19 protein-coding genes are annotated in these 22,362 nt (G+C 61.1%); 9 read left to right on the forward strand and 10 right to left on the reverse strand.

Annotated elements, in window-relative coordinates; all coding sequences use genetic code 11:
• Positions 1-97: 97 nt before the first annotated feature.
• Positions 98-436, reverse strand: coding sequence for a P-II family nitrogen regulator (gene glnK, locus LDZ28_RS10125; protein WP_086969848.1), 339 nt, complete (start codon positions 434-436; stop codon positions 98-100).
• 281 nt (positions 437-717) lie between these two features.
• Here glnK and LDZ28_RS10130 point away from each other — a divergent pair, with 281 nt between their 5' ends.
• On the forward strand, positions 718-1,770 hold the full coding sequence (locus tag LDZ28_RS10130; RefSeq protein ID WP_244825956.1) for a Gfo/Idh/MocA family protein: 1,053 nt from the start codon (positions 718-720) through the stop codon (positions 1,768-1,770).
• 63 nt (positions 1,771-1,833) lie between these two features.
• On the opposite strand, the gene LDZ28_RS10135 is transcribed toward LDZ28_RS10130, so the two are convergent.
• Both LDZ28_RS10135 and LDZ28_RS10140 read right to left on the reverse strand, forming a co-directional pair.
• Positions 1,834-3,888, reverse strand: coding sequence for an NAD(+) synthase (locus LDZ28_RS10135; protein ID WP_244825958.1), 2,055 nt, complete (start codon positions 3,886-3,888; stop codon positions 1,834-1,836).
• 42 nt (positions 3,889-3,930) lie between these two features.
• Positions 3,931-5,079: a GNAT family N-acetyltransferase gene (locus tag LDZ28_RS10140; RefSeq protein ID WP_244825960.1), complete on the reverse strand. Its 1,149-nt coding sequence runs from the start codon at positions 5,077-5,079 to the stop codon at positions 3,931-3,933.
• Positions 5,080-5,208: 129 nt separating this feature from the next.
• On the opposite strand from LDZ28_RS10140, the gene LDZ28_RS10145 reads away from it, so the two are divergent.
• Positions 5,209-5,538 (forward strand): GIY-YIG nuclease family protein, encoded by a 330-nt coding sequence (locus LDZ28_RS10145; RefSeq protein ID WP_244825961.1) that lies wholly within the window; start codon positions 5,209-5,211, stop codon positions 5,536-5,538.
• Positions 5,539-5,614: 76 nt separating this feature from the next.
• Here the strand turns inward: LDZ28_RS10145 and ppa are convergent, their stop codons facing one another.
• On the reverse strand, positions 5,615-6,142 hold the full coding sequence (ppa, locus tag LDZ28_RS10150; protein ID WP_244825962.1) for an inorganic diphosphatase: 528 nt from the start codon (positions 6,140-6,142) through the stop codon (positions 5,615-5,617).
• A gap of 333 nt (positions 6,143-6,475) precedes the next feature.
• Here ppa and LDZ28_RS10155 point away from each other — a divergent pair, with 333 nt between their 5' ends.
• Positions 6,476-7,792: an MFS transporter gene (locus LDZ28_RS10155; RefSeq protein WP_244825964.1), complete on the forward strand. Its 1,317-nt coding sequence runs from the start codon at positions 6,476-6,478 to the stop codon at positions 7,790-7,792.
• Between the two features lie 100 nt (positions 7,793-7,892).
• Here LDZ28_RS10155 and LDZ28_RS10160 read toward each other — a convergent pair whose 3' ends face one another.
• The 3 genes from LDZ28_RS10160 to LDZ28_RS10170 are packed head-to-tail and all read right to left on the reverse strand — an operon-like array spanning position 7,893 to position 10,971.
• Positions 7,893-8,546 (reverse strand): hypothetical protein, encoded by a 654-nt coding sequence (locus LDZ28_RS10160; protein ID WP_244825966.1) that lies wholly within the window; start codon positions 8,544-8,546, stop codon positions 7,893-7,895.
• Positions 8,543-9,925, reverse strand: coding sequence for a hypothetical protein (locus tag LDZ28_RS10165; RefSeq protein ID WP_244825968.1), 1,383 nt, complete (start codon positions 9,923-9,925; stop codon positions 8,543-8,545). Before LDZ28_RS10165 ends, LDZ28_RS10160 begins: the two co-directional genes overlap by 4 nt.
• Positions 9,926-9,942: 17 nt before the next feature.
• Positions 9,943-10,971 (reverse strand): M23 family peptidase, encoded by a 1,029-nt coding sequence (locus tag LDZ28_RS10170; protein ID WP_244825970.1) that lies wholly within the window; start codon positions 10,969-10,971, stop codon positions 9,943-9,945.
• A 370-nt stretch (positions 10,972-11,341) separates the two neighbouring features.
• Between LDZ28_RS10170 and urtA the strand changes: the two genes are divergently transcribed.
• The 6 genes from urtA (at position 11,342) to LDZ28_RS10200 (ending at position 18,082) form a co-directional block, all read left to right on the forward strand.
• Complete coding sequence (gene urtA, locus LDZ28_RS10175) at positions 11,342-12,649, forward strand: urea ABC transporter substrate-binding protein (RefSeq protein ID WP_244825971.1); 1,308 nt, start codon at positions 11,342-11,344, stop codon at positions 12,647-12,649.
• A 67-nt stretch (positions 12,650-12,716) separates the two neighbouring features.
• Positions 12,717-14,333: an urea ABC transporter permease subunit UrtB gene (gene urtB / locus LDZ28_RS10180; RefSeq protein ID WP_244825973.1), complete on the forward strand. Its 1,617-nt coding sequence runs from the start codon at positions 12,717-12,719 to the stop codon at positions 14,331-14,333.
• A 4-nt stretch (positions 14,334-14,337) separates the two neighbouring features.
• Complete coding sequence (gene urtC / locus LDZ28_RS10185; protein WP_244825975.1) at positions 14,338-15,534, forward strand: urea ABC transporter permease subunit UrtC; 1,197 nt, start codon at positions 14,338-14,340, stop codon at positions 15,532-15,534.
• 68 nt (positions 15,535-15,602) lie between these two features.
• On the forward strand, positions 15,603-16,406 hold the full coding sequence (gene urtD / locus LDZ28_RS10190) for an urea ABC transporter ATP-binding protein UrtD (RefSeq protein ID WP_244828098.1): 804 nt from the start codon (positions 15,603-15,605) through the stop codon (positions 16,404-16,406).
• A gap of 44 nt (positions 16,407-16,450) precedes the next feature.
• Positions 16,451-17,143 (forward strand): urea ABC transporter ATP-binding subunit UrtE, encoded by a 693-nt coding sequence (urtE, locus tag LDZ28_RS10195; protein ID WP_244825977.1) that lies wholly within the window; start codon positions 16,451-16,453, stop codon positions 17,141-17,143.
• 60 nt (positions 17,144-17,203) lie between these two features.
• Entirely contained in the window at positions 17,204-18,082 is an 879-nt protein-coding gene (locus LDZ28_RS10200; protein WP_244825979.1) for an urease accessory protein UreD, read from the forward strand.
• 33 nt (positions 18,083-18,115) lie between these two features.
• On the opposite strand, the gene LDZ28_RS10205 is transcribed toward LDZ28_RS10200, so the two are convergent.
• The 3 genes from LDZ28_RS10205 to LDZ28_RS10215 all read right to left on the reverse strand — a co-directional run bounded on the left by LDZ28_RS10205 (position 18,116) and on the right by LDZ28_RS10215 (position 21,812).
• The gene (locus LDZ28_RS10205) at positions 18,116-19,570 is read right to left on the reverse strand and encodes a cytochrome c (protein WP_244825981.1); all 1,455 of its coding nucleotides are present in this window, start codon (positions 19,568-19,570) and stop codon (positions 18,116-18,118) included.
• A 14-nt stretch (positions 19,571-19,584) separates the two neighbouring features.
• Positions 19,585-21,198, reverse strand: coding sequence for a GMC family oxidoreductase (locus LDZ28_RS10210; protein WP_244825983.1), 1,614 nt, complete (start codon positions 21,196-21,198; stop codon positions 19,585-19,587).
• A gap of 110 nt (positions 21,199-21,308) precedes the next feature.
• Positions 21,309-21,812, reverse strand: a complete 504-nt coding sequence (locus tag LDZ28_RS10215) for a sorbitol dehydrogenase family protein (protein WP_244825984.1) — start codon at positions 21,810-21,812, stop codon at positions 21,309-21,311.
• Positions 21,813-22,362 lie beyond the last annotated feature (550 nt).

Consider the following 22,362-nt stretch of genomic DNA (forward strand, 5'->3'; position numbering starts at 1 on the left):
GACGAGCGACGCGCATCGTGCTGGTGCATGCGATGCGGAAAAGACAAACCCGCGTGAGAAACGCGGGCTCGATGGAACAGGGAAAACCTCGAAGCGCTCAGACCGCCGCTTCGTTTTCCTCGCCGGTACGAATGCGAATGACGCGCTCGACTTCGGCCACGAAGATTTTTCCGTCGCCGATCTTGCCGGTGCGCGCCGCACCGATGATCGCGTCGATGACCTGATCGGTTTGATCGTTGGCGACGACTACTTCGATCTTCACCTTCGGCAGAAAATCGACGACGTACTCTGCACCACGATAGAGCTCGGTATGTCCTTTCTGACGGCCGAAGCCTTTGACTTCAGTAACCGTCAGCCCGGTCAGGCCTACTTCGGCGAGCGCCTCACGGACTTCATCGAGCTTGAACGGTTTGATGATGGCGGTGATACGTTTCATGGCGTGCCTCGCTTGAGTTCAAGAATCTTCGGAATGGGTCGTGTCCGCGAAGGACAGATGCTTTTGATTCTAGCAGGCTGCCGGTTATCGATTCAGCGCTTATGCGGCTGTTTTTCAGGCGTTTTTGGTGCATTTAACGCGAAAGGCTGCGTCGTGGCCGATACGTCGGCGATATCGCAGTCCGCATTGCAGGCGCGCCGGTTGATTTTATGATGTGGATCGACCCGACGGCGCTGCGGAACGCGAGCAACGTCGAACGAAAACCAAGGAGGAGGCACAGCATGACCCGAACTCGAATCGCCGTGGCCGGAGCCGGATATATCGGACAGGCGCATATCGGCGTCCTGGAAAACAGCGCGACGTGCATGCTGTCGGCCATTGTCGATCCGTCGCCGGCTGCGCGCGCCATCGCGGAACGGGCGGACGTGCCGATCTACGCGACGCTCGACGAGCTCTTCGCACAGGACAAACCGGACGGCCTGGTGCTCGCAACGCCGAATCAGCTGCATGTGCCGCAAGCACTGCAATGCCTCGACGCGCGCGTACCGATGCTGCTCGAAAAGCCGATTGCGCCGACCGTCGCCGAAGCCGAAGCGCTCGTGCGCTCAGCGGATGAAGCGGGCGTGCCTATTCTCATCGGCCATCATCGCGCGCATAGTCCGATCATGGCGAAGGCCCGTGAGGTGATCGTATCCGGCGTGCTGGGGCGCCTTGTCGCCGTGACCGGCAGCGCGATGTTTCTGAAGCCCGATCATTACTTCACGGATGCGCCCTGGCGTCGCGAGCCTGGCGGCGGCCCGATCCTGCTCAACATGATCCACGAGGTTCACAACCTGCGCATGCTTTGCGGCGAGATCGTCGCGGTGCAGGCGTTTCTATCGCATGCGGCGCGCGGCTTTGCCGTCGAGGATACGGTCGCGATCAATCTGCGCTTCGAAAGCGGCGCGCTCGGCACGTTCCTGCTTTCGGATTCGGCGGCGAGCGCGCGCAGTTGGGAGCAGACCTCCGAAGAGAACAAGGCTTACGCGAGTTACGCCGACGAGGATTGCTATCTCGTCGCGGGAACCAACGGCAGCCTCGCCATTCCGACCATGCGTCTGAAAACCTATCCGCGCGATGAAGACCGTTCGTGGTGGAAGCCGTTCGAAGCGGGTGTCGTCGGCATGGTGCGGGACGACCCCATCAAGCATCAGATGGAGCACTTCGGCGCGGTTGCGCGCGGCGAGGCGGCGCCGCTGGTATCGGCCCGCGACGGGCTCAGGAACCTGCGCGTGACAGAAGCTATCGTAGCCGCGGCGAAGTCGGGCGCGGTGATCGAGTTGCCACGGGATTGAAGGTTTCGAAGGCGTCGTGTGCATTCATCGCGCATACGACGCCCTTTCTGCGTGCAACGAACGTCACGACGCGTCCGGAATATTTTCCAGGTCATCGAGCCAGACCGTAGCTTCCGAATCGCTCGGCGCGCGCCAGTCTCCACGCGGCGAGAGCGAACCGCCCGTTCCCACCTTCGGCGCATTCGGAATACACGACCGCTTGAACTGACTCAGCTTGAAGAAGCGATACAGGAAGATGCGCAGGTTCTTCTTGATCTGCGTGAGGTCGTATTCGTGATGAACGAGGTCGACATCGGCAGGCCACGCGCCCGCGTCCTTGTCGCCCCACGCCGTCGATGAAAGAAATGCCACCTTCGACGGCCGGAAACCGAAGCGCAGGATGTAGTAAAGGTTGAAGTCCTGAAGCTCGTACGGCCCGATCACGCTCTCGGTTTTCTGTTCGAGCGCGCCTTTCACCTTGCCCGGAATGAGTTCGGGGCTGATCTCGGTAGCGAGAATATCGTTGAGCACATCGGCGCCGTCGTTGCCGATCTGCGCCGTCTCGGCCACCCATCGCACGAGATGCGTGATGAGCGTCTTCGGCACGCTGGCGTTCACGCCGTAGTGCGACATGTGATCGCCGACGCCGTAGGTGCACCAGCCGAGCGCCAGTTCGCTCAAGTCGCCCGTGCCGATCACAATGCCATTGCTGTAGTTCGCGAGCCTGAACAGATGGTTCGTGCGCTCGCCCGCCTGCACGTTCTCGAAGGTGATGTCGTACTGTTCCTCGCCCGTCGAATACGGATGACCGAGGTCCTTCAGCATCTGGATGCAGCTCGGCCGGATATCCACTTCGGATGCCGAACAACCAACCACGTCCATCAGCCGGCGCGCCTGGGTGAGCGTGCGCTCGCTGGTCGCAAAACCGGGCATGGTCACGCCGAGAATGTTGGTGCGCGGCAGGCCGAGCCGGTCCAAGGCCTTGGCGCAGACGAGCAAGGCATGAGTCGAATCGAGCCCGCCGGAGACGCCGATCACGACCTTCGAAATATTGCTCGAAGCGAGCCGTTGCACCAGCGCCTGAACCTGAATGTTGTAGACCTCCATGCAGCGCTCGTCGCGTCTGCTTGCGTCGATCGGCACGTAAGGGAAGCGCGGCACCGCACGTTGCAAGGGCAACACGGACGCCGCGGGCACGGCCACTTCACATCGCACGATACGGAACTTGCGCGCCTCTTCCTGATGTCTGCGCGCCGACTGAGCGAAGGTCGTCTGATGCATGCGTTCGCGCGACAACCGCTCGACATCGACATCGCCGAAAATGACGTGCGATGCGTCGCTGAAGCGCTCCGACTCGGCGAGCTGCTCGCCGTTCTCGTAGATGAGCGCCTGCCCGTCCCACGCGAGATCCGTGGTGGATTCGCCCTTGCCCGCCGACGAATAGAGATACGCCGCGATGCATCGCGCCGATTGCTGCCCGACCAGTTGATGCCGGTACGACGATTTCCCGACGACGATATTCGATGCCGACAGATTGATGAGCACCGTCGCACCCGCGAGCGCGGCGAACGACGATGGCGGAATGGGCACCCAGACGTCCTCGCAGATTTCCACGTGGAAGCGGAAATACGGAATCGACGGAATATCGAACAGCAGCGATGAACCGAAGGGAACCTCCGCGCCGAGCAGATGGATCTCGTCGACCAACGCGCAGTCGGCGGCACTGAACTGGCGCGCTTCGTAAAACTCCGCGTAATTCGGCAGGAAGCTCTTGGGAACCACGCCCTGCACGCGCCCGGACGACACCACGGCCGCGCAGTTGTACAACGCGTGATCGACGCGCAACGGTAAGCCAACCACCATGACGATATCGAGCGAGCGGGACTCTTCCACCAGCGCGGCCAGCGCGCGCTCGCACGCGACGAGCAACGCGTCCTGATGGAACAGGTCTTCGCACGAATAAGCGGACAACCCCAGCTCGGGAAATGCGACCAGCACGGCGCCGTTTTGCGCGGCCTGCCGGGCGAGCGCGATGGTCTCTCCGACATTGAACGATGGATCAGCCACCTTGCATTCCGGCACCGCGACGGCAACCCGCGCGAAACCATGGCTGTAGAGGTTCAGGAATTCGGTTTTCATTGTTTGCGTATCCTTTGGATACTCGTCATCATGCCGCACGCTTCAATCCGTCGCTATCTTCCTGAATGGCGTATGCGCTTCGAGTTCCTCGATATGCTGCGTCATCGCGGCGGTTTCTTCATCGAGAAACTCGCCGATCGCATGAGCAAAGCGCTGGTCGGCGATCCAGTGCGCGGACCATGTCGGCGTGGGCAACATGCCGCGCGACATCTTGTGCACGCCCTGCGCGCCGCCTTCGAAGCGCGCCAGCCCGTGCTCGATGCAATACGCGATGCCCTGCATGTAGCAGGTTTCGAAATGCAGCCCCGAAACGAACTCGCGCGTGCCCCAGTAGCGGCCATACATGGTGTCGCCGCCGATCATATTGAGCGCGCAAGCGAGCCGCTCGCCGTCCGCTTCGGCGATGACGAGCAGCATGTTGTCGGGCGCATCGGCATGAATTTGACCGAAGAACTCGCGCGTCAGATACGGCGCGTTCCAGTGCTCTTTGTACGTGTTCTCGTAGCAGCCATAGAAGAAATCGAGCGCGCTTTTGTCGATCTGACGGCCGCGCAGCCACTTGTAAGTCACGCCCGCTTCGGTCACGCGGCGGCGATCCTGCTTCACCTTCTTGCGCTTGTCGTGGCTCATGGTGGCGAGAAACGCGTCGAAGTTCTCGTAGCCCGCGCCCGGCAGATTCTCCCAATGAAACTGCACGCCTTCTCTCAACATGTAGCCCGCGTCCTTCAGCGCCTCGATGTCTTGTGCGTGCGGAAACAGCACGTGCAGCGACGAGATGTCGAGTTGCCGCGTGAGCTCGATCGCACCGCGCGCGAGCAGCACGCGATCCGCGTGTTCGGCCGCGATGAGACGCGGACCCGTCACCGGCGAGAACGGCACGGCCGAGAGCGCCTTGGGGTAATAGCGCACGCCGTGGCGTTCGAAGGCATCGGCCCAGGCGTGGTCGAAGACATATTCGCCGCGCGAGTGCGACTTGAGATAAAGCGGCATGGCGCCGGCGAAGACGCCGTTGCGTTTCAGAATGAGGTGATGCGCCCGCCAGCCGGTGCGCTTGACCGCGCAATGCGTGTCCTGCAACGCCGACAGGAAGCCGTGACTGACGAAGGGATTCGCGCCCGCGAGGCGGTTCCACTCCTCGGGCGAAATGTCCTCTAGCGTGTCGACTACCTGGATTTCGACTTCGCGATTCAACGGAAGACCTCGAATGATGAGTTTTGCCCTTGCGGGCATGAACGGCTATTCTCGCGCAAGTTTTAATTCGTCGTTTAGTCGGGCGTGGCCGCTCTCGAAGGTTGCGCCGATTCGGCGATAATCCCGGCCATGCCCTGGTTCCTCTATCTCATCGAATGCGCCGATGGCAGCCTGTACACGGGCATCGCCACGGATGTGGAAGCGCGCTTCGTCGCGCATGCCGCCGGCAAGGGCGCGCGCTATACCCGCGCGCGCAAGCCGCTGCGCGTCGTGGCGTCGTTCGAACTGCAGGGAAGATCGGAGGCGTTGCGCGCCGAATATTGGGTGAAGCAGCTCACCGCGCGGCAAAAGCGCGCGTTGATCGCGGGCGAGCGCACGCTCGATTCCGTGCTGCCGCCGCCCGCTGTCGCCGTCGTGGATGACAACCTGGACGAAGCCCACGACGCGCCCGCAAATTAGAAACGGCCGCGCATCGAGCGCGGCCGTGCGGACCACTCGCATCGCGTCTACGCAACGCGACGCGCGAAAGCCAGGCTTACTTCTTGAAGTTAGCCGCGCCTTCCGAGATTTCCTTGTGCGCGGCTTCGATGCCGTCCCAGCCCTCGACCTTCACCCACTTGCCCTTCTCCAGCGCCTTGTATTGCTCGAAGAAATGCTTGATTTGATCTTTGAGGTACTCGGGCACATCGTCGATCGACTTGAGATTTGCCGTCATCGGGCAGATCTTGTCGTGTGCAACGGCGATCAGCTTCGCATCGACGCCGGATTCGTCGGTCATCTTCAGCATGCCGAGCGCGCGCGAGCGGACCACCGAGCCTGCGAGCAGCGGGAAGGGCGTGATGACCAGCACGTCGACCGGGTCGCCGTCGCCCGACAGCGTCTGCGGGATGAAGCCGTAATTGGCCGGATAGCGCATGCCGGTGCCGATGAAGCGGTCGACGACGAGCAGGCCCATGTCCTTGTCCGCTTCGTATTTCACCGGATCGCTCTGCGCGGGAATCTCGATGATGACGTTGAAGTCCTGCGGAAGATCCTTGCCGGAAGGTACGTTGTTGAAGCTCATGAGCGCTCTCTGATGAAGTTGAGTTCGGAAATCTGTCAGCGCCGCGCGCGCGAGGCATTCTTTTCGGCGCGGTGGCCGCGTTTCGGCGCATTCGCGCGGTCGCGCGAGGCGGCGTGGATGCAGCGAAGTGCAACCCGGGCATTATAGCCAAACGCGCCTGCGCGCCCTTTCGCTTGCCTTGGCGGGATGATCGCCGGACGTTGCACGCCACACGTTCATCCGTGTTTTCCCCGATCCGAAACCCTCGCCTCGGCTTGCCGCCTGGCAGCTAGAATCCTTACGCGTCTGTAATCATCGAACGAACCCGAAAGCGCAAGAGAAAGAGGAGACGACATGGCCCGCACCGCCGATTCAGTGCAAAGCCCCGCCACGGGCACGCCTTCCGCATTCGAGGAGGCAACCTACAAGAAGGTCGCATGGCGGCTCTCGCCGCTTCTGCTCATTTGTTATGTGGTCGCGTATCTCGACCGCGTGAACGTCGGCTTCGCCAAGCTGCAGATGGCCGCCGATTTGAACCTCTCCGATGCCGTCTATGGCTTCGGCGCGGGGATTTTCTTTTTCGGCTATTTCATCTTCGAGATACCGAGCAACGTGATTCTTCATCGCGTCGGCGCGCGCGTGTGGATCGCGCGGATCATGATCTCGTGGGGCGTCATTTCCGCGCTCACCATGTTCATCACCACGCCGACCATGTTCTACGTCATGCGCTTTCTGCTGGGCGTGGCCGAAGCGGGCTTCTTTCCCGGCATCATTCTTTATTTGACGTACTGGTTTCCGGCGCAACGGCGCGGGCGCATGACGACGCTGTTCATGACGGCGATCGCGTTGTCGGGGTTGATCGGCGGGCCGGTGTCGGGCTGGATCATGAAGCGTTTCGATGGCACGAACGACTGGCATGGCTGGCAGTGGCTGCTATTGCTGGAAGGCATTCCGTCGATCGTCGTCGGACTCGTCGTGTTCTTCAAACTCGACGACCGCATCTCGAAAGCGAAGTGGCTCACGGCCGACGAGCGAGCGTTGCTCGAACGCAATATCGCCGCCGATAACGTCGAGAAAGAGGACATGCCCATCGGCAAGATTCTGTCGAGCCCGAAGGTCTGGCTGATGAGCCTGATCTACTTTTCCTTCGTGATGGGTCTTTATGGCGTGAGCTTCTGGCTGCCGACGATCATCAAGGCCACCGGCGTCTCCGATGCGCTCACGGTCGGCCTCCTCTCCGCGATTCCCTACGGCGCGGCGGTGATCGGCATGCTGCTGGTCGCGCGCAGCGCGGACAAGCGCGGCGAGCGGCGCTGGCATATCGCCATTCCGGCGTTCATCGGCGCATTGGGGTTGGTGCTCTCAGTCGTGTGGTCGGCGAACACGCCGCTTGCCATGCTCGGACTCACGCTTGCGACCATGGGCATTCTCACGACCTTGCCGTTGTTCTGGAGTCTGCCGACTGCGTTCCTCGCGGGCACGGGCGCGGCCGCCGGCATCGCGATGATCAATTCGCTCGGCAATCTCGCGGGCTTTCTGAGCCCGTATCTCGTGGGATGGCTCAAGCAAGCCACGGCATCGAACGCAAGCGGCATGTATATGCTGGCCGGCTGTCTGATCGTGGGCGCGCTGCTCGTGCTGAGCGTGCCTGCGCGAATGGTCAATCGGTGAATCGAAGGAGAGCCGCCGTGGAAACGAGGCGGCCCTCCTATAATGGCGCAGGCGGTACGTCGCCGCGATGATGCATCGCACTCCCGCGCTTTATAAGCTCCTATGCAGGAGTCTTGCCGGGCGTGTCGAGGAACTCGATCGACTCGATAATCTTCAACGCCTCCGGTATTACTCCGGTCTTGCTAAAGCGGGCTACCGCCACGACGGGTGCACCGCCGCACAGGGCCACTGCTGCGCGAAGCAAACAGAACCCTAATGAGACACTTCGATTTTGCGGATCACCGACGATCATGCGCTGAAGCACTACTAAACCGGAACTCCCAACAGCCTTTACCGAAAGCCACTGCACAGCCGGAACCAACACCTTCTTGTCGCGTGCAGACACCCCCGATAAATCCGTGAACCAACGTCCTTTCTGTACGTCATATCGAGCCAAGGTGTAGTCGCGAATTGAGCCCGCATCGGACGAACTTAGACAAACGAAGGTAATTGCAAGACTCCCGATACCGGTTTTTTTGTACGGCAAGTCGTCTACCGCATAGCTGTTGCCGGATATCCATCCTCCGTAAGGATCTTTGAATCCAATGGAACAATGATGGTTACCGCTGCTAACAAGTAATTCCTTTCGCTCGTTTGGTTCAGACTTTGCGGATGAAGCGCTGTGCAGCCCGAGAGCAATGAAACAGACGGCCAAGCCTTTTGCGATTAACTGGCAAGCTTTTGAGCCACATAGCAGACATAATTTTTTATTCATCTTTGGCCTCTTCGCAGAATATCGTAATCTGGCGCGTCTGCCGCCTGACCCGGCGCGATCGGGAATTTCACTTCGGATAAGACTGCGAGAGCCACGTTGTAAGCCATACAGCGCGCCTCAAATCCGTTAAGACGTATCGAATAGAGACTATCGATTGCCCCTGGCAAGTTCACCGATGCCGATGCTTTCCAAAAACTAGCGCTGCGGTAGTAACTATGCGCACGTCGATTTGCGGTAAGCCCTACTCGCTCCAGTACATGCGGCTCATCGGCATACCTGGCCATCCGCAGCTTCACCCAGTAAAAGCCTGCGCTCAACGCGGCATCCGACTGATCCGGAAGCGAGACGTTTGCCCGCCACTTATGCATGTCAGGTGTAAGAGCAGTCTCAGTGGCTTGCCAAACATCGTTGCTCCGTGAACGATCTGCCGCTTGCTGCGCAGTTAGAAGTTGTACACGTACAGCTGACGGGATTTGTGATGCTCGCCCGTGAAAATCCCAATAGTCGAGGTAGTTGCTTGCCCATGTCAGCTGTAGGAAGCCGCGCCCAAACCAAGGGTAATATCTTTGAGTTGTAGGAGAGCCCTCTTCCAGCAGTTGCAACCATTGAGATTCTTGAATAGCGTTGCCAAAAAAACTTGCCATACGTAACGGCGTGTTGATGCCGTAGGTGCACATCATGCGATTTAAAACGACTCGCTGGTTCTTGAAGATATTTCCGCTAGTGAAAGTGCCTGGGACTAGCTCCCACAATGTTTGCCCGCCGTGCTTACGGACCGTAAAAGATGGTACTAGCTGCTTGAACTCTTTTTCACTCAACCACGCACACTTCCTAAAGTGTCGAATAAACGCCGTCGGATGAAAAAACCAAAGCTTATTCGCCTCGCCTAGCGGCGTCTGCTTTATAAACTGAAACTGCTTGACGAAGCTGAGGAAGTTTTCGTAGCCACGCGGATCGGTTTCCTTGCGCTTACCAAAGAATCCATTCGGTTCATTCAGCGCACGGAAGCGTTCCTCATTGTTGCTCGTATCCCATTCGCTTTTGGCGTGACAAATATAGCCCTTGAGCTTGACTCGCACTTCCGCCTCGCCACGCACAAAAGCCGCCAGTCGCTGGTCATGGTCGAACTCCGTTGGCGTTTGGTCATGTAACGCTAGGCGTGTATCGGTCACACCCGCAATCGTGCAAAGCTCGTCATAGCCACAAAACCCCTCTTGATTGAACGGCGTATTGCCGTCCTCGATCTTCTGCCAGCCCATGAAGAAAGGGAAGTCTGCATCCGACAGCTTTTGAATGCTGGTCAAATTCACGTCGATATAGCCCGTCGTACCTTGAGCAAACGGTACCTCGACCCAAGTAGCTCGATTGCCGGCGGGCAAGGTCGGTGTATCCGTGCTCAGAATGCGGCCGAACGGAGCAACTCATAGCCTTCGCTTGGGCACGCTTCGTATAGCGTGGTTGCGCGCTCGTAAAGGTCATATTCATACTCCGCGAACTTATCCTGCACAGGTTCCGGAGTCAGCGAAACAAGCTTTCGATCGCCCTTGTCAATCCACGCACGCATGAAACGCTCGCCCCGGCTAAAGTACGTCTCGACGTAAAGCGTGCTGTTGGCATCCAAAGCGCCTGCGTTCAGTGCGGGGAAAAGCAGCTTGGGTGTGCGACCTTTCGTCTTCAGGTTTCCTTGGCCCGGCGGCGTGCTCATGAACGTGGAGCCCTTTGGAATAACAAAGTATGTGTGCCCCCAATAGTCCTTCGACGCTGGCGTGTTTGGCTGTGCATCACCCAACGCAACCTTATGCCCCACCTGATCGAACCACGCGGTGAAATCCGCCTCGGTCATGAAGATCTCAAAGTGCAGATGCTTCTCACCCTGACTTTGGCCGACAAAACCCAGGCGATCCTTCCGATAAACCTTCTTTCCACCGCCCGCTTGCACGCCTTCTGTCTCCCTGAGCAGCCAAGCGGCGAGCGCACCGGGGGAACTCTCAGGCATCGGATTATTTGGCTGCGATGCAAGCGCATTGGTGCTAATGACGTCAAGCAAGTGCATGTAAAGCGAATAGAAGGTGATGGTGCGGCCTTCGCCTGTTTCGGTCACGTGTTTGAGCAGCACGAAGCCGATGTTGCTGTTGAGCGCAAGGCTGCCGTCGGAATTTGTTTGGCCATCCGAGACGGCCTTCAAAGCGACGCGATAAGCAACGACTTCTCCATCTGCGATCGCCCGCACCGGTTCGAGTTGACCATCGCCCGCGAAAGGCACCAGATGCATGCCGCAATGCCAGCGTCGATCGAATGCGATTGGGAAAACACCACTATGCGATAACTCGAAGTCATCGACCTTATCCATCATTGGATCGGTCTTCCATTTTTCTATGGGCGTGATCAGGCCTTCGGCGGGAAGTAAAGGGGGGCTAATGATCATTGGTGGACTCGGCAAGGCTACCTGCTGATTACGGTAGTGCCGGATTGTTGCGGAAAACCGGAACGAAACGCAGGGCGGAATCGCTTTTCCGCGGACATTTCAGATAATCCTCAAACTGCTTAGGACAGAGTCGCTCCTTGTATAAAGCACCCGCGCACCACGACGACGCACACCTTGCCACCATGCACCAAAAGCAACCGTGCTAGACGCCTCCGCCACGCTGTAATTCCTTCCCGAAAACTCCGCAAACCCATAGCCATCGGTCAAAAGCCCCCGATTGGCATAGCACTTGCAGAACCCCTTTGCTGGTAGCGGGCGTCGACGCTCACACCACGTCAAGCAAATACACATCGGCAAGGGGAACACACAAATGAAACGACGCAGTCTGCTGAAGTTCGGCTCCATGTCGGGCGCGCTCGCCCTCGCGGGTCAGCTTCCGATCACCAAGGCGCAAGCCGCCGATACGGGTCCGATCAAAGTCGGCATCCTGCATTCGCTGTCGGGCACCATGGCCATCTCCGAGACGTCGCTCAAAGACACGGCGCTCATGACCATTGCCGATATCAACAAGAGCGGCGGTGTGAACGGTCGCCAGCTCGAACCGGTGGTCGTGGACCCGGCGTCCAACTGGCCGCTCTTCGCCGAAAAAGCCCGTCAGCTTCTGACGCAGGACAAGGTCGCCGTCGTGTTCGGCTGCTGGACGTCCGTGTCGCGCAAGTCGGTGCTGCCGGTCTTCGAGGAACTCAACGGCCTGCTCTTCTACCCCGTGCAGTACGAAGGCGAAGAGATGTCGCGCAACGTGTTCTACACGGGCGCGGCGCCGAACCAGCAAGCAATTCCCGCCGTCGAATATCTGATGGGCGCGGAAGGCGGCAGTGCCAAGCGCTTCTTCCTGCTCGGCACGGACTATGTGTATCCGCGCACGACCAACAAGATCCTGCGCGCCTTCCTTCATTCGAAAGGAGTCAAGGATGAGGACATTCAAGAGGTCTACACACCGTTCGGACATAGCGACTATCAAACCATCGTCGCGAACATCAAGACCTTTTCCCAAGGGGGAAAGACAACTGTCGTCTCTACGATCAACGGCGACTCGAACGTACCGTTCTACAAGGAACTCGGCAATCAAGGCCTGAAGGCGACGGACGTGCCCGTGGTCGCGTTCTCGGTCGGTGAAGAAGAACTGCGCGGTATCGATACGAAGCCGCTCGTCGGCCACCTCGCGGCATGGAACTACTTCATGTCGGTGAAGAACCCGAACAACACGAAGTTCGAGAAGGAGTTCTTCGCGTACGCCAAGGCGCAGAATCTGCCGGGCGGCGACAAGCGCGTGACCAACGATCCGATGGAAGCGACCTTCGTCGGCATCCACATGTGGAAGCAGGCGGTCGAGAAAGCGAAGAGCGCCGATGTGGACAAGGTGCGCGTCGCGATGATCGGTCAGAGCTTCGCCGCGCCCTCGGGCTTCACCTTGACGATGGATGGCAACCACCATCTGCACAAGCCCGTGATGATCGGCGAAATTCGCGGCGACGGTCAGTTCAACGTCGTGTGGAAGACGAAGACCGCCATCCGCGCGCAGCCGTGGAGCCCGTATATCGCCGGCAATCAGGGAAAGCCGGACGTGGTCAGCTCGATTCCCTCGTTCCTGCGCCGCGCGCGCACGCGCACGGCCTGACGTATCGAGTCGAGGAAAGGGCCGCGCGTGTCATCGCGCGCGGCCAGTCACCATCAGAAAGGCCACCATGACCGGTTCGTTCGCCCGCCTCTTCCCGCGTATGCTGCTTGCGCTTTTCATCGCGCTCGCGCCGTTCTCCGCGCATGCGCTCACCAGCGACGATCTCGCGCCGCTCGCCGCCGACGACTTCGAGGCGAAGTCCGCGGCCATCGACAAGCTGATCGCCAACGCGGATGCGCCTTCGGTCGCCGTGCTCTCCGCGCTCGCGGACGGCTCGCTCGTCGCCACCGACAATGGCCACGTTTATCTGCAGACCGACGACGGCAACAAGGACCCGCTTACCGGCAAGGTCGTCGAAGCGCCCGACGCGCAGGCGATCACGCTCAACAACATCCTGCGCACGAAAGTGAACGGCGCATTGTCGGGCTTGCAGCTCGCTTCGCCGGATATCGCCAAGCGTCGCGATGCAGTGGCCGCGCTCCTGAAGAATCCCGATCCGTCGATGAAGCCGCTGATCGACCGCGCGCGCGCCGGCGAAACCGATCCCGAGCTCAAGAAGCGTCTCGACACGCTCTGGGCGATGACCGCCCTGCACGACGCCGACGTTGCCAAGCGACTGGACGCGGTCAAGCTCGTCGCCGCGCGGCACGATCTCGACATGTACGAATTGCTGCGTCCGCTCGTCGCGAAGAAAGCGGACGGCACCTTCAACGAACCCGACGACCGCGTGCGGGCCGCGGCGCAAGCGGGCATCGAAGACCTCGATTCGATTCAGCATCGCGGCGAAATCTTCGGCACGCTGTTCGCGGGCCTTTCGCTCGGCAGCGTGCTGTTGCTCGCGGCGCTCGGTCTTGCCATCACGTACGGTCTGATCGGCGTCATCAACATGGCGCACGGCGAGTTTTTGATGATCGGCGCCTACGCGACTTATGTCGTGCAGAACCTCGTGCAGCATTACGCGCCTGCCGCGTTCAACTGGTATCCGCTCTTTGCCGTACCCGCGTCGTTTGCCGCGGCGGCGCTCGTCGGCATCGTGCTGGAGCGCCTCGTATTGAAGCATCTCTATGGACGTCCGCTCGAAACGCTGCTGACGACCTTCGGTATCAGCCTCATCCTCATTCAGGCGACGCGCACGCTCTTCGGTGCGCAGAACGTGCAGGTGACCAATCCTTCGTGGATGAGCGGCGGGATTGCCGTCATGCCGAATCTGATCCTGCCGTATAACCGGCTCACCATTCTCGCCTTCTCGCTCGCCGTCGTGGCGATTGCATGGGGCGTGCTCACGCGCACGCGGCTCGGGCTTTTCGTGCGCGCGGTCACGCAGAACCGCCGCATGGCAGCGTGCGTCGGCGTGAAGACTTCGCGTGTCGATTCGTATGCGTTCGCGTTCGGCGCGGGCATCGCGGGACTCGGCGGCTGCGCGCTTTCGCAGATCGGCAACGTGGGACCGGATCTCGGGCAGAGCTACATCATCGATTCCTTCATGGCCGTGGTGCTCGGCGGCGTCGGTCAGCTTGCAGGCACGGTGATCGGCGGCTTCGGACTCGGTCTCGTCAACAAGGCGATCGAGCCGTTCTGGGGCGCGGTGCTCGCGAAGATCGCGGTGCTCGTGCTGATCGTGCTGTTCATTCAGAAGCGTCCTCAAGGCATGTTCGCCCTGAAGGGCCGCAGCGCGGAGGCCTGATCCCATGACTGCCTCGACCAATCTCTCAGCCAATCTCGACGTCGCGCCGCAACCCGACGAGAACGCCGCCCGCGCGGGCTTCGCGCTCGGCCTGCCGCCGGGCGCCGCGCTCTTGCCGCGCAACGGCTGGATCGCGCTGATCGCGCTCATCATCGCGATGGGCATCGTCGTGCCGGTCTCCGCGCTCGTGCTGCCGGAAACGAGCACGTTCCATCTGTCCGCGTATGCGATGACGCTCATCGGCAAGCTGATGTGCTATGCCATCGGCGCGCTCGCGCTCGATCTCGTGTGGGGCTACTGCGGCATTCTGAGCCTGGGTCACGCGCTGTTCTTCGCGCTCGGCGGCTACGCAATGGGCATGTACCTGATGCGCTCGATCGGTCGCGAAGGCACGTATCAGAGCGACCTGCCCGACTTCATGGTGTTTCTCGACTGGCACAAGCTGCCGTGGTTTTGGGAAGGCACGGAGCATCTCTGGTATGCGCTTTTGCTCGTCGTCCTCGTGCCAGGCGTGCTCGCGTGGGTGTTCGGCTTCTTCACGTTCCGTTCGCGCGTGAAGGGCGTGTATCTGTCGATCATCACGCAAGCCATGACCTTCGCCGCGATGCTGCTTTTCTATCGCAATGAAACGGGCTTCGGCGGCAATAACGGCTTCACCGACTTCAAGCGCATCGCGGGCTTTCCGATCACGCATCCGGGCACACGCACCGGCCTCTTTCTCATCACGTTCGCGGTGCTGGTGCTCGCGTTTCTCGCGGCGCGCTGGATCGTCACCTCGAAGCTCGGACGCGTGGTGACCGGCGTGCGCGACGGCGAGACGCGGCTCATGTTCCTGGGCTACAGCCCGCTCGCATACAAGCTCTTCATCTGGACCGTGTCGGCGGTGCTGTGCGGCATTGCCGGCGCGCTCTATGTGCCGCAAGTCGGCATCATCAATCCGAGCGAGATGTCGCCCGCCAACTCCATTGAAATGGCGATCTGGGTTGCGGTAGGCGGACGCGGAACGCTCATCGGCCCGATCATCGGCGCGTTCGCCGTGAATGGCGCGAAGAGCTTCTTCACCGCTTATTTCGCGGAATACTGGCTGTTCTTTCTCGGCCTCATCTTCACGCTCGTGCCGCTGCTTCTGCCGAACGGCATCATGGGACTCATCGACATGGCGCGCCGCAAGAAGGCTCACGCAGGAGACGCCGCAGAATGACCGCACATAACGCACTGATCGTCGATCTGCCGCCGTTGCCGCAATCGGAGGAATCGAACGAACGCAACATGAACGGCATCACCGGGCTCGGCCATGTGCTCGCGCCCGGCGAGATCGACGTATCGCACGGCACCATTCTCTACCTCGAAGACGTGACCAAGAGCTTCGACGGTTTTCGGGCGCTCAACAAACTGACCTTGTCGATCGACGTGGGCGAACTGCGCTGCGTCATCGGCCCGAACGGCGCGGGCAAGACCACGATGATGGATGTCGTCACCGGCAAGACGCGTCCCGATACGGGCAAGGTCTTTCTCGGACAGACACTCGACCTCACGCGCATGTCGGAGCCGGTGATCGCGCGTACTGGAATCGGGCGGAAGTTTCAGAAGCCCACGGTGTTCGAAAATCATCCCGTGTGGGAGAACCTCGAACTCGCGATGAAAACGGACAAGCGCTGGTTCGCGTCGCTGCGTTCGCGGCTCGACCGCGCGGCGCAGGCACGTATCGAAGAGACGCTGGAGCTGATTCGCCTTCATCATCAGGCCACGCGGCTCGCGGGCGAGTTGTCGCACGGGCAAAAGCAGCGGCTCGAGATCGGCATGTTGCTGATGCAGCAGCCTGCCCTCTTGCTGCTCGACGAACCCGCTGCCGGCATGACCGATCACGAGACCATGGAACTTGCCGAGCTGCTCAACAAACTGCGCGGCTCCTGTTCGATGATGGTCGTCGAACACGACATGGAGTTCGTCGCCGCGCTCGCGGGCGCCGATGGCAAGGTCACGGTCATGGCCGAAGGCAGCGTGCTCGCCGAGGGCACGCTGGAAGACGTTCAGCGCGATGAAGCGGTGATCGAGTCCTACCTCGGACGCTGATCTCACCGCCCGCACAGATCACCAGAGCGAAGCCCAAGGCACCCATGCTAGAAGTCGAATCCCTGAATCAGTACTACGGCGGCAGCCACATTCTTCGCGATGTGAAGATGACCGTCCCCGATGGCAAGCTGACGGTGCTGCTCGGCCGCAACGGCGTCGGCAAGACGACGCTCCTTCGCTGTTTGATGGGCGTCGTGCCGACGCGCAGCGGCATCATCACCTGGCGCGACAAGAAGATTTCGTCGATGCCCACGCATGCGCGCGTGACGAACGGCCTTGCCTATGTTCCGCAAGGCCGGGACATCTTCGGCCGCCTCACCGTGGAAGAGAACCTGCTGGTCGGCGCGGCGAGCCGCAAGTCGCCATCGAAGATTCCCGATCACATCTATCAGCTCTTTCCGGTGCTGAAGGACATGAAAAACCGGCGCGGCGGCGACCTTTCGGGCGGTCAACAACAGCAACTGGCTATTGGCCGCGCGCTGATGAGCGAACCGCAGCTGCTGATTCTCGACGAACCGACCGAAGGCATTCAGCCGTCCATCATTCGCGACATCGGCAGGACGCTGCGCCAACTCGTCGATGAAATGGGCATGACGGTCTTGCTCGTCGAACAGTACTACGACTTCGCGCGCGAACTCGCCGACCGCTACTGGGTGATGAGCCGCGGCGAGATCATCGCGGGCGGCGCGGGCTCCGAGATGGATGAACAAGGTGTGCGAGAGTTGATCGCCGTCTGACTTTTCGGCTTAACATGGCGGCTCACCTCGTCTGCTCAGTTCACTAGTCACTGCTCGCTCATGCATCATGAATCGCACGCGGCGCTTGCTGCCGCGCAAATCGACGCCGATCCAAACGTCTGGCGCGGCCGGCTCGAACTCGGTTTCGAGCAGAAGCATGGGCGCACGGTCTTTTCGCATCGCAAACACGAAGGGCCGCTCAGGCTGCAACGTCCGCTCTATCCGGAATACGGCATCTGCCACGCGGTGATCGTGCATCCGCCGGGCGGCGTCGCGGGCGGCGACAGGCTCTCCATCGACGTGAAGCTCGGCGAAGACACGCATGCCGTCGTCACGACGCCCGGTTCGACCAAGTGGTACAAGGCCAACGGCAAGCTCGCGACGCAGCGTATAGATATCGCGCTCGCCGCGCGTGCGAAGCTCGACTGGCTGCCGCAGAACAACATCGTGTTCGAATCGTCGAACGTGAAGCTCGACTTCAGTCTGACGCTCGGCGAAGGCGCGAGCGCCATCGGCTGGGACGCAATGCTGCTTGGCCGCGCGGCGGCGGGCGAGCGCTGGACGCATGGACATATCGAAGCGGTATCGCGCATTGCGCATGCCGATGACAAGCCGCTCTGGTTCGAACGCAGCCTGCTCGATGCGACCGATGCTCTTTGCGATGCGGCGCAAGGACTCGCGCGCTTTCCCGCTTACGGCACGCTATGGGCGATAGGCGCGGCTTGCGACGATGCGCTCGCCGAAGCCCTCACCGCCGAACTGCCCTTCGACGATACGTTGCGCGCGGCTGCATCGTGCATTACGCCCGGCGTGTTGGTCGTGCGCGCCATCAGCCACTCGATGGAGCCGCTGCAACGCGCGATGACCGAATGCTGGTTGCGGCTGCGGCCTCTCGTGCATGGCGTGAAGGCGCAGCCGTTGCGGCTCTGGACGACGTGAGGACGCAAGCGGCCGCTTCGTTGAAACACTGGCTTAGCGCACTCGACGCCGGGCTCTTACGAACAGCACGACGGCAAACAGCGCGGCGAGAATCAATACGCCAAGCCCGATACGCGCAGCGCTCGCCATGGGCGAGACCGGACCACCGGCACGCAACGTCGCCACATCCTGCGCCGTCACCTGCACATTCTGGCGCCCGAACTGCTGCATCAGATAGCTCGATAACGTGGCGATCTGCGTATCGGACAGCCGGTCTGCAAAGGCGGGCATGTCGACGCTATCAGACGCGCGGTTTGCGGACTCCGGATGCGACACGCCCTGCAGAATCGACATCACGACATTGTTCGGCTGGCCGTTGCGAAAGACCGAGTTACGCGACAACGGCGGCAGCGCGCCATCGGCCGTACCTTGACCGCTCGCCTGATGGCAACTCGCGCAATTCGAATCGTAGAGTTGCGGGCCGTTCAACCGTTCGGGGTCGGCGGGCCACGGCGTCTGACGCACAGCATCCGGATCTTCGATAAGGCCGGACGCCACGTCGAGCGCGAGCGTATCGCCGTCGTCGTGGACGGCGGGAACCGTCTTCAGGTACGTGGCGATCGCTCCGAGGTCCGCATCGGTCAGATACTGCAGGCTGTGATTCACGGCCTCCGCCATCGGGCCGGCTGCCTGCGCCTTGCCCCGCACGACGCCCGTTTTCAGGTACGCGACGATATCCTGCTCGCTCCATCCGCCGATACCGCTCGTCGTGTCGGACGTGATATTGGGCGCGTACCACGCGCCGACCGCACCGCCCGCCAAGCCACGCGAGGTCTGCTCCGCCATCAGCAGATTGCGTGGCGTGTGACAGACGCTGCAATGCGCAAGGCCTTCGACGAGATAAGCGCCGCGATTCCACTCCACGCTCTTTTGCGGGTCGGGCTTAAAGCGATCCTTGTCGACGAAGAGCAGATTCCACGGAATGAGCGATGCCCGAATGCTGAACGGGAACGGCAGATCGGTGTGCGGCACGGCGCTATCCACAGCGGGCACGGCCTTCATGAAGTACGTGTAAAGCGCGTGTACGTCGGGATCGGTGAGCTTCGCAAACGAGGTGTACGGCATCGCCGGATAAAGCTGTGCGCCGTCGGCACGCTTGCCGGCGCGCAGGGCATCGGCGAACTGCGCCTCGGTGTAGGAACCGATACCGTGCGTCTTCGATGCCGTGATGTTGGTCGACCAGATGGTGCCCATGGGAGAGGCAATCGCCAGTCCGCCCGCGAACGGCTTGCCGCCGGTCGCCGTGTGACAGGCCACGCAATCGCCCGCGCGCGCGAGATACTCGCCACGCTGAATCAACGCGGATTCATCGACGGCAGCTTCCGCGTGAGCGCTCGCCGGCATCCACCCGATGGCAAGCGAGGCGACAGCCACGCCAGCCGCCATTGCACGCTTGATGAAACTTCCGATGACGAACGCATGGCGTTCGACTGCGCTTGTTCGCGACATGATGTGTTCGTGCTTCATCGCGCTTCCTTCACGATGTGATCGACAGTGCGCAGCGCGAGCGCGGCACCCGTGAGCGTCGAGTTGACGGTGGCGGCAGTCGGCATGACGCCGGTACTCGCGAGGAAGAGGTTTTCGTGATCGTGCGTGCGGCCCCAGGCATCGCACACGGAATCGGCCGGGTCCGCGCCCATCGAGAGCGTGCCGGTGATGTGCTGATTGTTGCTGTAGACGCCATCGGGACTGTGACGCAGGTTGGTGCCGCCCATGAGGTCGGCGACCTTCAGGTAGAAGGCTTTCGACGCCTGCATGCCCTTCTCGACGTAATCGCTCATGCGATATTCGACCGCCGGACGCGGCAGCCCGAGCGCGTCTTTCTGGTCGCTGAGATAGATCCTGTTGCGCCGGTCGGGCAAGATTTCGAGCACGTTCTTCAGGCTGACCTGATGCGCCGCGCGCTCGCGCAATTGCTTCTCGAGTTCCGGACCATAGATACCCTTGCCGATCAGGTCCTGCGTAATGGACAACACCTGCGACGAATTGCTGATGTCGACGCGAAACGCCGCGTGTTCACTGCGGAACGCGCCATCGCGCATCGACTGGATCGACGACGGGCTCATCGGCCCGCGACCGGCCCAGACCTCGTCTTGCGCGTCGAAGGTCAACGAGTTGCTCGGATGATCCATCAGGTTCTGGCCCAAGGTGCCCGAACTGTTCGCGAGACCATTCTTGAACTTGTCGCTTGCCGACATCAGCAAGAGGCGCGGACTTTCAACGCCGTTCGCCGCCAGAATGAAGGTCTTCGCCGTCACTCGAACCGATGCCTTCTCGGGCGTGTAGTAATGCACGGCGACGATCTTGCCGCTGGCATCGTGCTCGATCTTGTAGACCACCGCGTTCGGCAGCAGCTTCACGCCCGAGGCTTCGGCGGCATCGGCTGCAAGGCCACCGTGGTATTGCGCATCGATCGGGCAAATCGGCATGCAATTGTTGTTGCCGCAGCAGGCTGGCCGGCCATCGTATGTGCGGCTGTTGCGTGCAGTCGTGTTCGTGATGACCGCGATGCCCGCCGGTGCAAGCCGCTCGCGAAAGCGCTGCTCCAGATACGATTCGGTCACGGGTTGCATCGGGAACGGCTTGCTGCGCGGCGAACCGTTGTCGGGTGCGCCGGAGACGCCCATCTTCACTTCCGCTTCGAAATAGAACGGCTCCAGGTCTTCATAGGCAATCGGCCAGTCGCGGCCCACGCCATACAGCGTCTTCAGACGCATGTCGTTGGGCAGGACGCGCCAAGCCTGCGCCGCCCAGTGCCACGTCGTGCCGCCCACGGCGCGGATATATTCCGGCTCGTACGGATACGGACCGTTCTGCACGATGTAGTTGTTCTTGGTCGGCTTGTAGACCGGATGCGGCGACCACGACGAAAACGGATACGGCGACATGAAGTCGTTCTTGCGAGGCGAGTTGCGAAAGCCCGCCACGATCTGTTCGCGCGTGATGCGTGGACCCGACTCGAGGATCAAGACGGATGCGCCGTGCTGCGCCATTTTTTGCGCGGCAAGCGAACCGATGATCCCCGAACCGATCACGACGACATCGGCGCTGTTCGGCACGTTGGTTTGAGAGGACATGTTCGAGGCAATGAAAAGTGCCGGCGCGCGTGCGCTGCGGGCCGGGGCATGGATGGGAAACGTTTGGAGTGTGTTTGGCGCCGGAAAACCGGCAGTGCGGGTTCTGCTGGCTACACGCGCGCGGCAGCGGGAGCCACGAGCGGCGGCAGGCTCACCGTGCGGGGATCGACTCGCCAAGCGCCATAACCGCCGTAGGCATAACTCGGCGGACGCAGGCGGTCTTCGACGACGCGGTTCATCAGGCTGGTCGTGTAGGTGATGGCGCGCGCACGTTCGCCATCGCCGACCACGCCGACATACCAGGCCGTCACGATACGACGCGGCAAGGAGGCATAAGAAGCCTTGGCCGCATCCAGGTCCGCTTGCAGATGCAGCGGGTCGGGCTTGTTTGCCGTGAGATACGCCGCCAGTTGCTGGCACGCGGCGCCGAAGCCGGCATCGTCGTCGAGCAGCGCTTGCAGGAGTCGCGATGTCTGCGTCGGGTCGAGCGAGCGCTCGCCGATCAGATAGCGCGAGACATCGGCGAACGCACGAGTGGTCGCGGCGTCCGCACCCGAGCTTGCGCCCGCGGCAAAGACAGGACGCATGAACGTGACCGCGGGAACCAGGGTCAATGAAGCGACGACACCACCGACGATCAACCTGCGCAACGGGTTTGGCGTATCGGGAAAGAGCGAGGCGGAAGTGTGCGGGAAGGATACGACGCTAGAGTCGTGCAGCGACTCCAGGCGTTTTTTATCGGCAGACATAGAGGTCAAACATGAGGCTTCGTTGAGCGGACACATGGCCGGCATTCGGCCTGTGGCGATACATTGAACGAGGCGCTTTGCGGCCATGACAGGCGAAGCTTCAAGCGCGGGTCGGCACGTTCGACGGGTGGCTCATTTTGCCAGACAGGTACTTACGATTAGTGCATCGAGGCGTCGGCACGACGTAAATTCACATTTTCAGCAAGCGGACACGTCCGAGTTTACGATCCAGCCGCACGAGTCATTTCGCGCGACTTTCACCGGGATGGCATGGCAGTGGAAACGAATCCGCATGTCGTTCAATAAGACAGTGCCGCCGCCCGAACTTTGCGCACCAAGAACAGGCACCCGCGCGCCCCGCGATTGTGCAAGCGCATACGGCCGCCGCGCCGGATCCTCCTGCCCACAAGCCGTG

This window comes from Caballeronia sp. TF1N1 (genome assembly GCF_022878925.1).
Lineage (GTDB): Bacteria > Pseudomonadota > Gammaproteobacteria > Burkholderiales > Burkholderiaceae > Caballeronia.

Excerpts from the sequence above, each read along its gene's own strand:
- urtA (WP_244825971.1), top strand. The coding sequence starts at position 11,342 with ATGAAACGACGCAGTCTGCTGAAGTTCGGCTCCATGTCGGGCGCGCTC.
- LDZ28_RS10200 (WP_244825979.1), top strand. The coding sequence starts at position 17,204 with ATGCATCATGAATCGCACGCGGCGCTTGCTGCCGCGCAAATCGACGCC.
- urtD (WP_244828098.1), top strand. The coding sequence starts at position 15,603 with ATGAACGGCATCACCGGGCTCGGCCATGTGCTCGCGCCCGGCGAGATC.
- LDZ28_RS10170 (WP_244825970.1), bottom strand. The coding sequence starts at position 10,971 with ATGATCATTAGCCCCCCTTTACTTCCCGCCGAAGGCCTGATCACGCCC.
- LDZ28_RS10210 (WP_244825983.1), bottom strand. The coding sequence starts at position 21,198 with ATGTCCTCTCAAACCAACGTGCCGAACAGCGCCGATGTCGTCGTGATC.
- LDZ28_RS10155 (WP_244825964.1), top strand. The coding sequence starts at position 6,476 with ATGGCCCGCACCGCCGATTCAGTGCAAAGCCCCGCCACGGGCACGCCT.
- LDZ28_RS10145 (WP_244825961.1), top strand. The coding sequence starts at position 5,209 with ATGCCCTGGTTCCTCTATCTCATCGAATGCGCCGATGGCAGCCTGTAC.
- ppa (WP_244825962.1), bottom strand. The coding sequence starts at position 6,142 with ATGAGCTTCAACAACGTACCTTCCGGCAAGGATCTTCCGCAGGACTTC.
- urtC (WP_244825975.1), top strand. The coding sequence starts at position 14,338 with ATGACTGCCTCGACCAATCTCTCAGCCAATCTCGACGTCGCGCCGCAA.
- glnK (WP_086969848.1), bottom strand. The coding sequence starts at position 436 with ATGAAACGTATCACCGCCATCATCAAACCGTTCAAGCTCGATGAAGTC.
- urtE (WP_244825977.1), top strand. The coding sequence starts at position 16,451 with ATGCTAGAAGTCGAATCCCTGAATCAGTACTACGGCGGCAGCCACATT.
- LDZ28_RS10135 (WP_244825958.1), bottom strand. The coding sequence starts at position 3,888 with ATGAAAACCGAATTCCTGAACCTCTACAGCCATGGTTTCGCGCGGGTT.
- LDZ28_RS10130 (WP_244825956.1), top strand. The coding sequence starts at position 718 with ATGACCCGAACTCGAATCGCCGTGGCCGGAGCCGGATATATCGGACAG.
- urtB (WP_244825973.1), top strand. The coding sequence starts at position 12,717 with ATGACCGGTTCGTTCGCCCGCCTCTTCCCGCGTATGCTGCTTGCGCTT.
- LDZ28_RS10160 (WP_244825966.1), bottom strand. The coding sequence starts at position 8,546 with ATGAATAAAAAATTATGTCTGCTATGTGGCTCAAAAGCTTGCCAGTTA.
- LDZ28_RS10205 (WP_244825981.1), bottom strand. The coding sequence starts at position 19,570 with ATGTCGCGAACAAGCGCAGTCGAACGCCATGCGTTCGTCATCGGAAGT.